The 14,584-nt window shown below is 67.9% G+C and carries 11 protein-coding genes; 3 read left to right on the top strand and 8 right to left on the bottom strand.

From position 1 onward, the window contains the following. The first annotated feature begins 3 nt into the window (after positions 1-3). The 3 genes from EEY80_RS17880 to EEY80_RS17870 all read left to right on the top strand — a co-directional run bounded on the left by EEY80_RS17880 (position 4) and on the right by EEY80_RS17870 (position 2,677). Positions 4-1,125 carry an amino acid ABC transporter permease gene (locus EEY80_RS17880; protein WP_126978905.1) on the top strand — a complete coding sequence of 374 codons (1,122 nt, stop codon included), beginning with the start codon at positions 4-6 and terminating at the stop codon, positions 1,123-1,125. A 19-nt stretch (positions 1,126-1,144) separates the two neighbouring features. After that, a complete protein-coding gene (locus EEY80_RS17875; RefSeq protein WP_126978903.1) occupies positions 1,145-1,912 on the top strand; it encodes an amino acid ABC transporter ATP-binding protein in 768 nt (255 codons plus the stop codon). A 165-nt stretch (positions 1,913-2,077) separates the two neighbouring features. Continuing rightward, complete coding sequence (locus tag EEY80_RS17870; RefSeq protein ID WP_126978901.1) at positions 2,078-2,677, top strand: glutathione S-transferase family protein; 600 nt, start codon at positions 2,078-2,080, stop codon at positions 2,675-2,677. 120 nt (positions 2,678-2,797) lie between these two features. Here the strand turns inward: EEY80_RS17870 and EEY80_RS17865 are convergent, their stop codons facing one another. The 8 genes from EEY80_RS17865 to EEY80_RS17830 form a co-directional block, all read right to left on the bottom strand. Next, complete coding sequence (locus tag EEY80_RS17865) at positions 2,798-4,150, bottom strand: MmgE/PrpD family protein (protein WP_126978899.1); 1,353 nt, start codon at positions 4,148-4,150, stop codon at positions 2,798-2,800. A gap of 48 nt (positions 4,151-4,198) precedes the next feature. Then, positions 4,199-5,572, bottom strand: a complete 1,374-nt coding sequence (locus EEY80_RS17860; protein WP_126978897.1) for an MmgE/PrpD family protein — start codon at positions 5,570-5,572, stop codon at positions 4,199-4,201. A gap of 8 nt (positions 5,573-5,580) precedes the next feature. Continuing rightward, on the bottom strand, positions 5,581-7,233 hold the full coding sequence (locus EEY80_RS17855) for a hydantoinase B/oxoprolinase family protein (RefSeq protein WP_126978895.1): 1,653 nt from the start codon (positions 7,231-7,233) through the stop codon (positions 5,581-5,583). Next, a complete protein-coding gene (locus EEY80_RS17850) occupies positions 7,230-9,344 on the bottom strand; it encodes a hydantoinase/oxoprolinase family protein (protein WP_126978893.1) in 2,115 nt (704 codons plus the stop codon). The genes EEY80_RS17855 and EEY80_RS17850 overlap by 4 nt, the downstream gene beginning before the upstream one ends. A gap of 173 nt (positions 9,345-9,517) precedes the next feature. Next, complete coding sequence (gene metC / locus EEY80_RS17845) at positions 9,518-10,660, bottom strand: cystathionine beta-lyase (RefSeq protein WP_235829901.1); 1,143 nt, start codon at positions 10,658-10,660, stop codon at positions 9,518-9,520. Between the two features lie 120 nt (positions 10,661-10,780). After that, positions 10,781-12,664, bottom strand: a complete 1,884-nt coding sequence (locus EEY80_RS17840) for an ABC transporter ATP-binding protein (protein WP_126978889.1) — start codon at positions 12,662-12,664, stop codon at positions 10,781-10,783. Beyond that, entirely contained in the window at positions 12,664-13,584 is a 921-nt protein-coding gene (locus EEY80_RS17835; RefSeq protein WP_126978887.1) for an ABC transporter permease, read from the bottom strand. Before EEY80_RS17835 ends, EEY80_RS17840 begins: the two co-directional genes overlap by 1 nt. Continuing rightward, complete coding sequence (locus EEY80_RS17830; protein WP_126978885.1) at positions 13,584-14,564, bottom strand: ABC transporter permease; 981 nt, start codon at positions 14,562-14,564, stop codon at positions 13,584-13,586. The genes EEY80_RS17835 and EEY80_RS17830 overlap by 1 nt, the downstream gene beginning before the upstream one ends. Positions 14,565-14,584: the final 20 nt, after the last annotated feature.

Raw genomic sequence — 14,584 nt, 5'->3', positions numbered from 1 at the left:
GCCATGACGCTTGCCCCGATTGAGGTTGTCCGGCGCGAGGCCGTCGTGCCGGTGCCCGCCTACGATCCCGATGCCCGGACCCCGGTGGGGGTCTGGCTGAAGGCCAACCTGTTCCGGTCCGTCGGGCAAAGCCTGCTGACGCTGGCGGTGGCCGCGGTCCTGCTGCGGATCCTGTGGTTCGTGCTGGACTGGGGCGTCTTCAACGCGGTGTTCTACACGACCGATCCCGATGTCTGCCGTGCCGCGACGGGCGCCTGCTGGGCCGTCGTCGTCGAAAAGCATCGCCCGATGCTGTTCGGTCTTTACCCATATGACGAACACTGGCGCCTCGTCCTGATGATGGCGATCTATCTGGCGACCGTGGTCCTGTCGCTCTGGCCGCGCTGCTGGAACCTGCGGTTTCTGGTGCCGCTGTGGACCGGGGCGGTGCTGTCCATCGGCATCCTGATGTTCGGCGGGGTCTTCGGTCTGCCTTATGTGCCGACGTCGGAGTGGGGAGGGCTGCCGCTGACGATGCTGCTGTTCACCGGAACGGTGCTGATCGGCATGCCGGTCGCCGTCCTGCTGGCCCTGGGCCGCCGCGCCCCGCTGCCGGTGGCGCGCGGCGTGTCGGTCGTGTTCATCGAGTCGCTGCGGGGCGTGCCGCTGATCACCATCCTCTTCGTCGCGGTGAACGTCTTTCCGCTGTTCCTGCCCGCCGGCGTGGAGGTGAACAAGCTGCTGCGGATCACCGTCGGCATCGCGATCTTCTTCGCCTGCTACCAGGCCGAGGTGATCCGGGGCGGGCTGCAGGCCATTCCGCGCGGCCAGTACGAGGCGGCCACCTCGCTGAGCCTGACCTACTGGCAGACCACCCGGCGGATCATCCTGCCGCAGGCCCTGCGCATCAGCCTGCCCGCCATCACGAACCACATCATCGCCGCGATGAAGAACACCTCCTTCGTCATCATCATCGGGTTGTTCGACATCCTGACGGCGACCACCGCCGTGATGCAGGACCCGCTCTGGCGCAGGTTCTATATCGAGGCCTACCTCTTTGTCGCCGCCGTCTACCTCTTCTTCGGCTACGCCCTCTCGCGCTATGCGCGCCAGGTGGAGAAGTGGATCGCTTCGGGCCGGATCTAGGCCCCTTCCGGAGATCACCATGACCCATTCCGCACAGATCGAACCGACCGGCGCGCCGGTCATCCAGATGAGGGACGTCTCGAAATGGTTCGGCCAGTTTCAGGTCCTGCACGAGGTCGACCTTGACGTCGGCAAGGGCGAACGCGTCGTCGTCTGCGGCCCGTCCGGCTCGGGCAAATCGACGCTGATCCGCTGCATCAACCGTCTGGAGGTGCACCAGTCGGGCCAGATCGTCGTCAACGGTCTGGAACTGAGCGACAACGTGAAGAACATCGAGAAGATCCGCCGCAACATCGGCATGGTCTTCCAGAACTTCAACCTGTTCCCGCATCTGACCGTGCTCGAGAACCTGACGCTTGGCCCGATGCTGACCCGGCACATGAAGAAGGCCGCGGCCGAAGAGCTTGCGATGCATTTCCTGCACAAGGTGCGCATCCCGGAACAGGCGCAGAAATATCCGCTTCAGCTGTCCGGCGGCCAGCAGCAGCGCGTGGCCATCGCCCGCAGCCTGTGCATGGAACCCGAGATCATGCTGTTCGACGAGCCGACCTCGGCCCTCGATCCCGAAATGATCAAGGAGGTGCTGGACACGATGATCGAGCTGGCCGAAAGCGGCATGACCATGATCGTGGTCACCCACGAGATGGGCTTTGCGCGCACGGTGGCCGACAAGGTCGTCTTCATGGCGGACGGCCGCAAGGTCGAGGCGGCCCCGCCCGAGGAATTCTTCGGCAACCCGCGCGAGCACCGCACCCGCGCGTTTCTGGACCAGATCCTGAAGCACTGACCGCCTGCCGGCGCGTCGCGGCGGGCCACTGCCGGACCCGCGACTGTGCCGGGGCCCGGCCGGGCGAGGCGGCGGCCGGGATCTACGACGCGTTCCTGCGTCCGGGGCCGGAAACGCCGGTGGCCCCGCGAATGGCACAACCGGCGGAAAACGGAGCATGATGCGATGCTGACGGTCTACGGACGACACAATTCCTCGAACAGCGCCAAGGTGTTCTGGCTGCTGGACGAGCTGGGGGAACGCTACGAGCTGGTGCCGACCGGGACCGGCTTCGGCGCCACCGACACCGCGGCGTTTCTGGCGATGAACCCCTTCGGCAAGGTTCCCGTGGTCCGGGACGGCGACACCATCGTCTGGGAATCGAATGCCGTGCTGCGCTATCTTGCCGGCCGCGCGCCGAATGCCCTCTGGCCCGAGGATGCGGCCGGCCGCAGCGGGGGCGACCGCTGGATGGACTGGTCGGCCATTTCGCTGACCCCGCCGCTGACCCGGCTCCGCAAGGCGCGCGCCGCGGGCAAGGCAGAGACGGAGGCGGATCTGGCCGCGGTCATCCGGGGGGTGCAAGTCCTCGATCACGCGCTGGCCGGGCAGCCCTATCTGGCGGGCGAGACGCTGTCGGTCGCCGACATTGCGCTGTCGCCCTCGGTATGCCGCTGGTTCCGGCTGCCCGAAAGCGCCATGCCGCTGCCCGCGCTGGCGGCATATCGTGATCGGCTGGAAACGAATGACGGCTACCGGCGCCACATCCGCGACGCGCTGGCCTGATCCCGGCCTGCCCGGCTGTGTGGGATGGCGCGGCCGGCGCCGCGCATCCGGTTCGGGGGCGGCGCTTTCGACGCAGGTTCAGCCGGGGTCGCCGCGCCGGCGACCCCGGAATTTTTGCCCCTACGTCGCTGAGGGCATCACAAGGGCATCCATCACCAATGCCAGATCGGAAACCTCTTCCAGGTCGTTGATCAGGCTTGCGGCGCGGGCGGCCTGCGCCTCGGGCAGAAGGCGCGTCGCGCAGCCGGTGAACTTCGCCTGCACCTCCTCGTCCGACATCGGGTTGAAGCGGGGATGGCCCTTGGAATATTCGACCCGGTGGGTCAGGCGGCGCCCGTCGTTCAGCACGATCGCCACCTCGTTCTGCGCCGGCCCCGGGGCCTGCGGCACGTGGTGGATGCGTGCCAGCATGTCGGTCGTGCGGGCGTCGCCGATCCGGTCATCGGCGAACTGGTCCAGCCCCAGCGTGCCGTCCAGCAGGCAAAGCGCGATGCCGTAACCCAGGCTGTAGCGCGCCTCCAGATCGGTCTTGGGGGCGAGATAGCGATAGGTCGGCTTGTCCGATTGAAGGTCGACCTCGACGCGGGCCACCTGATCGGCCCGGATATCGTGGGTCATCCGGAGGTGAAGGACCGAGTCCAGAACCTTGTGATGGGCCCAGCAGTTGGGATAGGGCTTGATGGTGATCCCCGGCTCCAGCAGCCGGAACGGCGTGCCCAGACCGTCGGTCAGGGCATGTGTCTCATAGGTGCCGGGCCCGCACAGGGCGTCCATCAGGCCGAACCGCCCTTCCAGCGGATCGGCGTCGGCCCGGAACCCCTCTTTCGACAGATGCGCCGCGATGATGCCGTTCCGGCTGGCGTTGCCGGCATGCAGCCCCATACCCATGCTGCCGATGTTCTGGCTGAGCCCGCCCCCCATCGTGGCCGCAATGGCGATGGCGTTCACGCTTTCATCCAGCGTCAGCTTCATCAGCTTTGCCGACAGGATGGCCGACGCGACGGCCCCGAAGAAGCCGGTCGGATGCCAGCCCCGCTTGCGCATTTCCCATGCATCCTCGGTCACGGCATTCAGCCGCTGGAACACGTCATAGGCCAGAACCTGCGCGGTCAGGATCGCCTTGCCGTCCAGACGATACATCTCGCCCATGGCCAGCAGGGGCGGCACGATGGTCACCGAGGGATGCGACGGGCCGCTGTCATCGAAGCTGATGGTATGGGCCAGAACGCCATTGGCGAAGGCCGCGTTGTCGATGGTGGCCTTGCGCCCGTAACCGATGACACGGCACGGGCCGTCGGCGCCCACCCGTCCGAGGTAGTTCTGCACGATCCGCGACCGCGGATGCGCGGCTTCGGCCAGGGCAGAGCCGACGCAGTCCAGGAAGTGCTTCTTGGCCAGGACGATGACCGCGGGATCCAGCTGTTCATAGCTGCTGTCGAGGACGAATTCGACCAGCTGCGTCGTGCGTGACATGGGGATGTTTCCTTTTGTGGGACGTTCCGCGCGAAGGCGCGGGCAGGCTCAGCGCGGCGGGGACGCCAGCGCCGTCGTGAAGAGGTTTCGTGCGAGATCGGCCAGCGCGGCGGTGTTGCCCTCGGGCGCGCCCAGATCCGCGATCACATCGCGCACCGTGGCGGCAGGCGGCAGGCCGCGGGCCAGACTGAAGCAATCGGTCAGCTTGGCCTCGATCCCGGCGGGGCTCATCGGCCGGTCGGTATGGCCAAGCGCGCGGGTGACGGGCGGGCTGTGGACCGGGGGCGCGCCGGGTGGGTAAACCGTCACCTGATCGAAGGCGGCAAAGCCTTCCAGCGCGGGGTCGGGCTGGGCGGACAGCTGGCGCCGGCACAGCGCCATCAACCGGCGCAGCCGGGGGTCGATGAGCCAGTCTCCGGTCAGTTGCCGCAGCCCGACCTGGCCGGTCAGCAGCGCCGTGCAGACGGCGAATTCAAGGCTGAAGCGGGCCTCGGTCACCGACTGGGGCATCGGATAGCGCAGCGTGCCGGAATGGCGCGGGCTGATCAGGACCTCGATCCGTTCCAGACCAGCGGCGTCAAAGCCGCCTGCGTCATGCAGAGACAGGGCGGCATCGACGGCCCGGTGGGCGGCATAGCAGACGGGATACCGCTTCACGCTGGGCGCGACGCTGTCCAGCCGGAACGATCCGCCCTGCAGAGACACCGGCCGCGTCAGGTCGACGTCGCCTTTGGGCGAATGGACCCGAAGAAAGCCGTTGGCCGCCTCCAGCGCATCCGGGGCCGCCGTCATGCCGTTGCGGGCCAGACGCGCGGCGAGGACCCCGGCTTCGGCCGCGCGGCCGGCGTGGAACGGCTTTGTCATCGTGCCGAAACTGACCGTCAGCCCGGCCCCGAGCGAGGCCGCGATTCCGAGCGCATGGGCCTGGGCCTCCGGCGGCAGCCGCAACAGGCTGGCCGCCGCCGCCGCCGCGCCGATGGGACCCAGAAGCCCGGTGGGATGGCCCCCCTTGGCGTGGTAGAGCGTGGTTTCCCTCGACGCCACCTCGGCCCAGGCCTCGAAGCCCGCGGCATAGGCCAAAAGCACTGCGGCCGAGGGCGTGTCTTCCGGCAGATCCGGCAGCAGCGCCAGAATGGCCGGAACGATCACCGCGCTGACATGGCCGCCGAAAGCCACGTCATCGTAGTCCAGCGCATGGGCGGCGGTGCCCAGAACAAGCGCCCGATCCCGCGCGGTGCGGCTGTCCAGCGTTGCCGCCAGCGCGCGGACGGCCGGATCGTGCAGTCCGGCCGCGATCACGGCCAGCGTATCCAGAAAGGCGATCCGGGCGCGCCCGGCAACCGGTTCCGGCAGGCCGGAGGCGCAGGACCGGGCCAGCGCCCGCGCCAGATCGAGGGTCAGGGGGACGGGGCTGTCCGGCATGCGGCGGCCTAGTCCTCGGCCGGCGTCCGGCCGTAGTCGCCGGCGGCGCCCTCGGGGGTGACATAGCCACAGCGGATGTCATACGCCAGCGCCTCGGCCGGCCGGTCCTCGGGGCGGCCATACCCGCCGCCGCCCGGCATTTCGATCACCACCGTATCGCCCACGGGAATGGATTGGAGCCCCTTGGCGCGCAGCGCCGTGCCCGAGCCCAGGCTGACGCGGCCGGGCTGGCCCGGGCTGCCGCCCTGCCGCCCCTTGGCCGGGTTCTCGACCCGCTCGTAACGGGCAAAGAAGGCCAGCGGCACGTCGGCGCGGTTGCCGATCTCCATCGTCTGGCCCAGCCCGCCGCGCTGCCGCCCGGCGCCGCCGGAATCCGGGCGGAACTCCTTGCGCCAGATCACCAGCGAGGTGATGGCCTCGGTCACCTCGACCGGCACGTTGCGGATTCCAGAGGGAAAGGGCGTCGCCGACAGCCCGTCGAGGAACGGCCGTGCGCCGGTGCCGCCGCTGTGGAAGGTGGTGACCATGAATCCCGGATGGGTGCCGTCGGGCTGCTGGCCCAGGCGGATGTTCCACAGTGTGCCGGTGCTTTCCGCCGGAACCCGGTCTTCCAGCGCCTGTTCGAAACAGCCGAAGACCAGATCGGGCAGGAACATCCCGATGGTGGATCGCGCGACGACCGGTCGCGGAAACTGGGCGTTTGCGATGCAGTTCTCGGGCGCCGACACGGTGATGCAGGCCATGGTCGCGGCATTGTTCGGCAACTGCGGCGCGACCAGGCATTTCACCCCGAACGAGGCATAGGCCTCGGTGTAGCACATCGGGCAGTTGATGCCGTAGCGCGACGGTTCCGAGGTGCCTTCCATGTCGATATGGATGCCGGTGTCATCCACCGTCAGCGCCGCGCACAGGTCGATGGGGGATTCGAACCCGTCGATCGTCATCTTGTTGTGCCAGGTGCCGCGCGGCAGTCTGGCGATCTCTTCCATCATCGCCTTGCGCGAGCGGGCGAAGATCTCGTCGCCGACGGTGTCGATCTCGTCGAGCCCGCATTCGTCCATGATGGCCAGCAGGCGCTTGCCGCCGATCTCGTTGCAGGCGACCAGCGCGAAGATGTCGCCCTCGACCTGCACGGGTTCCTTGACATTGGCCCGCACGATCTGCAGCAGGCTCTCGTTCATCACGCCGCGGTCGGCGATCTTCATGATCGGGATGAACAGCCCCTCGCCATAGACATCGCGCGATTCCGGCGACGGGCCGTTGCCGCCGATATCGACGACATGGGTGGTGCAGGCGAACAGCGCCACGGCCCGGCCGCCGCGGAAGACGGGTGTGACGACCGACAGGTCGGACAGGTGGCCGGTGGCCTTCCACGGGTCATTGGTGATGTAGACGTCGCCCGGCTGCGCCGTGGCCATCGGGAACACGTCCAGAAAATGCCGGACCGACCGGGCCATCGAGTTGATGTGGCCCGGCGTTCCGGTGACGGCCTGGGCGATCATCTCGCCCCGGGTGTTGAAGACCCCGGCCGACACATCGCCCGCCTCGCGCGTCGAGGTGGAGAATCCGGCGCGGATCAGGCTGCGCGCCTGTTCTTCCACCGCCGAAATCAGCCGGCTCCAGATGACCTGCAGTTGAATGGGATCGACAGGCGCGGTCATGCGGCTTCTCCTTGGCTGGCCTGGGCCTTAAGGGCGTCCAGCACCAGATGCCCGGACGGCGTGAGATGCGCGGAAAAGCCCTCGGGGATCATGGTGTTGGTTTCATCCTCGGTAATGATCGCGGGCCCGGTCACCACCTCTCCCGCGCGCAGGTCGGTGCGCTGGTAGACGTTGGCGGTGCTGTCCTTCATCGTCTGCAGATCGACCAGGACCTGCTGTTTGCGCGGCGTGGGACGGGTGCTGCCGGAGGGGGTGGCCCGGGTCGCTGCGCTGCCGCTCCGCGGACCGGACAGCGCCAGTTTCCACGTCAGGCATTCCACCTCCATGCCCGGGATGACCCGGCCAAAGTGGCTGCGGTATTCCTGTTCGAACAGATCCAGCAGCGTCTGCCGCAGGGCATCGGCCGGGGGCATGCGGTCCAGCGTGACCATGATCTCGTGCCCCTGACCGCGATAGCGCATGTAGACCGAGATGATCTCGGTCAGCGGCGCGCCGGCGGGCAGGCCCAGTTCCACGATCGCCGTGGCCTCGGCCCGCATGGCGGCCACGATGCTGTCCATCTGCGGGGCCTCCAGCGCGTCCAGCGGGATCAGCCGCGTGCGCACGGCCTCGTAGGAGACGGGCGCCAGCAGGAAACCGTGCGCCGAACCGACCCCGGCCCCCTTCGGCACGACGATGCGCGAGATCGACAGCTTTTGCGCGATGCGCGCCGCATGCATCGGGGCGGCGCCGCCAAAGGCGATCATCGTGCGGCCTTCCAGCTGGGCGCCGTTGTCGGTGGCGTGCACCCGCGCCGCGTTGGCCATGTTCTCGTCCACCGCCTCGACCACCGCGATGGCGGCGGTGCGGGTGTCCATGCCCGCCGGCCCGCCCACATGCGTGTCCAGCGCCCGGGCGGACAAGCTCAGGTCCAGCGTGATGCTGCCGCCCGCGAAGCCCACGGGGTCGATCTTGCCAAGGATCAGGTCCGCATCGGTGACGGCGGGGCGGGTGCCGCCCCGGGCATAGGCCGCGGGGCCGGGTTCGGACCCCGCGCTTTCGGGTCCGACGGCCACCCGGCCCAGCGTGTCGATCGAGGCGAGCGAGCCGCCCCCTGCGCCGATCTCCACAAGGTCGATCACCGGCACGCGCAGCGGCATGCCCGAGCCGCGCAGGAAGCGATAGGCGCGGGCCACCTCGAGGTTGCGGCTTTGCTGCGGGGTGGCGTTGTCGATCAGCACCAGCTTGGCCGTGGTGCCGCCCATGTCGAAGGCAATCGCCTTCTCGATCTTCAGTTCTTCGGCAATGCTGGCCGCCAAGACGGCCCCGCCCGCGGGGCCGGATTCCACCAGCTTGATCGGCTGGGCGCAGGCAATGTCCAGGTTGCACAGCCCCCCGGAAGACATCATCAGCATGATCTCGCTGCGGATTCCCAGATCGGCCATGCCCTGTTTCAGCCGCCGGAGATAGCTTTCCATCACCGGTTGCACATAGGCATTGGCGCAGGTGGTGGAGCCGCGTTCGTATTCGCGGATTTCGGGGCAGATCTCGTGCGACAGGGTGATGCGGACCCCGGGCAGTTCCTGGCGCAGGATCTCGGCCGCCATCTGCTCATGCCGGCCGTCGACATAGGAATGCAGGAAGCAGACGGCGATGGCCTCGACCTGCTCGTCGCGCAGCTGCGGGATCAGGGCCAGCAGGCTGTCGGGATCGAAGGGGCGCAGGACCGATCCGTCCGCCGCAAGCCGTTCGTCCACCTCCAGCCGCAGCCAGCGCGGCACCAGCGGGGCGGGGCGTTCCATATACAGGTCCGAGACCTCGAACCTGTGCTCGTAGGCCATTTCCAGCGAGTCCCGGAACCCCCTGGTGGTGATCAGGGCGACCTTTGCCCCCTTCCGCTCGATCAGGGCATTGGTGGCCAGCGTCGTGCCGTGCACCACCAGTCCGATCCGGTCGGGGTCGAGGCCGCTCTTGGCGATCAGGTCCCGGGTGCCGTCCAGAACCGCCTGCTCCGGCTGGGCGTGGGTGGTCAGGTACTTGCCGGACAGGAACTCGCCGGGCGCCAGTTCCAGAACGATGTCGGTGAACGTGCCGCCTATGTCCACGGCAAGACGTGCGGGATGATCGGTCAAGGGTCGGTCCTTTCAGGGTTGACGGGCCGGGACGCCGGCTGTGGCCGAAGGATGGGGCGGACCCGGAAGGCTGCCTGCGGCCGCGGATGAAGGTTTCGGCGTCCGGTCCGGCCGGCGCGATATGCGGCCTTCGGCCCGGTCCATGGCGCCGGACGGGTCATGCGGGACAATGGTCATGCGAGACGGGCCAGACCGGCCGCCAGATCCTCGATCAGATCCGCCGGGTCCTCCAGACCGACGTGAATCCGCATCGACTGGCCGCCGGGGTTCCAGCTGGTCGTGCTGCGCAGCTTCGCCGGGTCGGTGGGGATCAGCAGGCTTTCGAACCCGCCCCAGCTGGACCCCATGCCGTAGAACCGCAGGCCGTCCATCATCCGCGCCAGCCGGGGGCGGGGCACGGGGGCCAGCACGAAGCCGAACAGTCCTGAGGCGCCGCTGAAATCGCGCGACCACAGCGCATGACCCGGATCGGACGGCAGGCCGGGATGCATGACGCGCAACACCTCGGGCCGCGTCTCCAGCCAGGCGGCCACCTGCAGCGCCGCCTCGTGGTGCTGCCGCATGCGCACGGCCAGCGTCCGCATGCCGCGCAGGACAAGATAGGCGTCATCGGGGCCGACGCAGACGCCAAGCCGGGCGGCAAAGGCCTTCATCCGTTCATGTGCGCCCGCACCGCAGGCGATCATGCCGGACATCACGTCGGAATGGCCGGACAGGTACTTGGTCCCGGCCTGCACCGAATAGGTCACGCCCAGGGACAGCGGACGCAGGAAGAACCCGCCCGACCAGGTATTGTCCAGCGCCGTGGGAATGCCACGGGCGCGGGCCGCTTCGACGATGGCGCGGATGTCCGGCATCTCGAAGGTCTGCGACCCCGGCGCCTCGATCCAGATCAGCGCCGTCTCCTCGCGCAGAAGCCCGGCGATGCCGGCGCCGATCCGCGGATCGTAGAAGGTGTAGTCCACCCCCATCGGCTTCAGGATTTCGTGGCAGGTATGGCGGCAGGGCCCGTAGGCATTGTCCGGGATCAGGAAATGCGCGCCGGGCCGGGCATGGGCCAGCAGCGTCACGGTGATCGCCATCACGCCCGAGGGCGTCAGCACGGTGCCCTCTGCGCCTTCCAGCGCCGAGACGGCGTCTTCCAGCGCGTGGCTGGTGGGCGTGCCGCGCCGTCCGTAGCGGACCGGCGCGTCGCCCTTCGCGTCCAGCTGTTCCAGCGTGGGGAACAGGATGGTCGAGGCATGGAAGACCGGCACATTGACGGCGCCGCTGTGGTCCTCGGGGTGGCGGCCGGCATGGCAAAGCGTGGTCTGCACCCGCGGGTCCGGGGCCGGCGTCTTTGCCACCGTTGCGGGTCCGGCGGCCTGAGGAAGGGAAGTTGTCTGCATCGGCGTCTCTTGCTTCTCTTGTGTCCCGGGTCGGGAGGATGTCGCGGTTCAGGCGCCGGCACCGGGCTGCAGCCCGGCAGGCACGTGATCCGGCAGGTCCAGGACGAAGTGGTCCGGGGCGACTTCGATCATGCGGGTCGGGGCGGGAACGTAATCCGGGCGCCGGATCGGCGTGCGGATCTCTTCCGCGACCAGTCCGCGCCGCAGATGCCGGCGTGCGGTGTCCGGCACCGGCGCCGCGGCCATCAGCTGGCGGGTGTAGGGGTGCGTGGGATGTTCGAACACGGACCGGCGCGGGCCGATCTCGACGATCCGGCCCAGATACATCACCGCCACCCTGTGGCTGATCCGTTCGACGACCGCCATGTCATGGCTGATGAACAGATAGGACAGCTGCCGCGCGCGCTGGATGTCCATCAGCAGGTTGATGACCTGCGCCTTCACCGACACGTCGAGCGCCGACACCGCCTCGTCCGCCACCACAAGCTGCGGGTCCAGCGCCAGCGCGCGGGCTATGGCAATCCGCTGGCGCTGTCCGCCCGAGAACTGGTGCGGATAGCGGTGCGCCATCTCGGGGTTCAGCCCGACCGCCCGCAGCAGGGCCGCGACCTTCTGTCCGATCTCCTGGCCGGACAGTTTCAGATGCACGCGCAGCGGCTCTGCCAGCAGATCCCCGACGCGAAAGCGCGGATCGAGGCTGGCGAAGGGGTCCTGGAAGATCATCTGCTGCCGGCGGCACAGCACGCTGCGCGGGGCGGCGTTCCGGCCCGCGGCCAGCACGTCGCCCAGCCGGATCTGGCCGCCATCCATGCGGTTCAGGCCCATGATCGCCCGCGCCGTGGTGCTCTTGCCAGAGCCGCTCTCGCCGACGAGCGACAGGGTTTCGCCCGGAGCGATGCGGAAGGACACATCCTCGACCGCATGAACCCGCCCCGCCAGCCGGTTGAAATACCCGCCGCGCACGTCGAAGCGCAGCGAAAGCCTGTCGACCTGCAGCAGCGGCTTCGCGTCTGCCGGGGCGGGCGGCAGCGGCGCCACGGGGGCGTCCAGGGGCTCTCCTGTCCGGTGGTCGATCAGGCGGAACGGCTGCGGCGCGTCGGTTCCGTTCATCGACCCCAGCCGGGGGATCGAGGCGAGGAGCGCCTTGGTATAAGGCTCGCGCGGGCGGGCGAAGACCGCCTCGGTGGGACCGGTCTCGATCAGGTCGCCACGGAACATCACGGCGGTGCGGTCCGCGACCTCGGCCACCACACCCATGTCATGGGTGATGAAAATGACCGACATCCGCTCTTCGTCCTGCAGGACCTTGATCAGTTCGATGATCTGCGCCTGGATCGTCACATCCAGCGCCGTCGTCGGCTCGTCCGCGATCAGCAGCCGCGGCTTGCAGGCCAGCGCCATGGCGATCGCCACCCGCTGTCGCATCCCGCCCGACAGCTCGTGCGGATAGCTGGCAAGCCGTCTCTCCGCCGCCGGAATCCGCACCTTCTCCAGCAGGTTGACGGCTTCGCGCAGGGCATCGGCCTGGGTCATCCCCCGCTTCAGCCGCAGCACTTCGGTCAGCTGAAACCCCACCGTGTAGACCGGGTTCAGGCTGGCATCCTGAAAGATCATCGAGATCTCCGAGCCGCGGGTGCGCCGCATGCGGGCGTCCGGCAGGCCGGTCAGGGCGGTGCCGTCGAAGCGGATCTCGCCTTCGATGCGCGAGGTGCGCGGATTCAGAAGCCGCATGATCGACAGCGCGGTGACGCTTTTCCCCGATCCGCTTTCGCCGACCACGGCCAGGGTTTCCTGCGGCCGGATGTCGAAGCTGACCGTCCGCACCACGGGGTTCCAGCCATCCGCCGTCCGGAACGAGGTCGTCAGATCCCGCACCGACAGCAGCGGGTGAACAGCCTCGGCCGTGTCGCTGTGCACGGTTTCAAGATGCATCAGGTGTCCTTCCGCGGGTTCAGGACATCGCGCAGGCGGTCGCCCACCAGATTGATCGCCACGATCGTCACCAGCAGCGACAGGCCGGGAAAGACGCTCATCCAGTACATCCCCGAGAACATGTATTGGTAGCCGTTGGAGATCAGCAGGCCGAGGCTGGGTTCGGTGATCGGCACGCCGACCCCGAGGAATGACAGCGTGGCCTCCAGCGAGATGGCGCGCGCGACCTGCACCGTGGCGATGACGATCAGGGGCGGAATGCAGTTCGGCAGCAGGTGCCGCAGCATGATGCGCCAGGCGGGCACGCCCAGGACACGACTGGCCTCGATATATTCCTTGCGGCTTTCGACAAGGCCCACCCCGCGGGCGGTGCGCGCGAAGGTGGCCCACTCGACCAGAACCAGCGCCAGGATGACATTGGCCACGCCCTTGCCAAGGATCGCCAGGATCATCAGCGCGATCAGGATCGTGGGAAAGGACAGCTGGAAATCCACCAGCCGCATGATCACGCTTTCCACGCGGCCGCCCCGGTAGGCGGCGATCAGGCCCAACGTGGCACCGATGACCGCGGCCGTCGTGGCCGAGATGATGCCCACCCCAAGCGAGATGCGCAGGCCATAGAGGATGGCCGAATACATGTCGCGGCCCTGATCGTCGGTGCCCAGCAGATAGGGGAAGCCATAGGCGGCCGAGACCTCGCCCGGGGGCAACTGGCCGTCCATGATGTCCAGTTGCAGCAGGTCATAGGGGTTCTGGAACGAGAGCAGCGGCGCGAAGACCGCCGACAGCACGATCAGCACCAGCAGGATCAGCCCGAATGTCCCGCCCGGGGACTGGAAGTATGACCGCAGGAAGCTGCGCAGCGGTCGCGCGGTCTCTTCGGCCTCGCGTGCGAAGGGGTCTGCAAGATCGACGGGCATCAGCTGGTCCGTGCTTTGGAGAACTGAACCCGCGGGTCCAGAACGGTGTAGAGGATGTCCACCACCAGATTGATCGTGACGAACAGCAGCACGATGATCATGAGGTAAGCGACGATGATGGGCCGATCGAGGTTGTTGATCGAATCGATGATCAGCTTGCCCATGCCGGGCCAGGCAAAGATCGTCTCGGTGACGACCGAGAAGGCGATGACAGAGCCGAATTCCAGCCCGACCACGGTCACCACCGGGATCATCACGTTCTTCAGGACATGCACGAAGACCACGCGGCGCGCGCTCAGCCCCTTGGCATGGGCCAGCCGGACGTAATCCTGCGGCAGGACCTCGGCCACGCCGGCCCGCGTCAGCCGCAGGATCAGCGAGGCCTTGAACAGCGCGAGGTTCAGCGCGGGCAGCAGCATGTGGGACAGGCCGTCCAGCGTCAGGAACGACCACTGCACCCCCAGAACCCTGACCGTCTCGCCCCGGCCGCCCGAGGGAAGCCAGCCGAGCTGCACCGAGAAGGCCAGGATGAGCATCATCCCCACCCAGAAGGTGGGCAGCGAAAAGCCCAGGATGCTGCCCGTCATGATGATGCGGGAAACGGGCGAATAGGGGCGCAGGCCCGCATAAAGACCCAGAGGCACGCCGATCAGCACCGACAGGAACGTCGCCGCCAGCGCCAGCTCCATCGTTGCCGGGAAACGCTGCATGATCACCCGCAGGGCGGGTTCGTTGAAGATGTAGCTCGTGCCCAGATCGAGCTGCACCAGCCCGACCAGAAAGCGCCAGTACTGGACCCAGATCGGCTGATCCAGGCCGAATTCGGCGATCAGCCGCGTGCGTTCGGCCGGGGTGGCGCTGGGCGAGATCAGCAGGTCGATCGGATTGCCGATCAGGTTCATGCCGATGAAGATCACGATGGTCATGCAGAACATGACGAACACGGCCTGCCCGATCCGCTGAAGGATGGAAGCGAACATTGGTGGCTCCGGAGGTGGGG

Origin of the sequence: Frigidibacter oleivorans (assembly GCF_003993775.1) — a bacterium.
In the GTDB taxonomy this organism is placed as follows: Bacteria; Pseudomonadota; Alphaproteobacteria; order Rhodobacterales; family Rhodobacteraceae; genus Frigidibacter; species Frigidibacter oleivorans.
The sequence above is the reverse complement of the archived record's forward strand: the minus strand, read 5'-3'. Positions and strand labels throughout refer to the sequence as shown.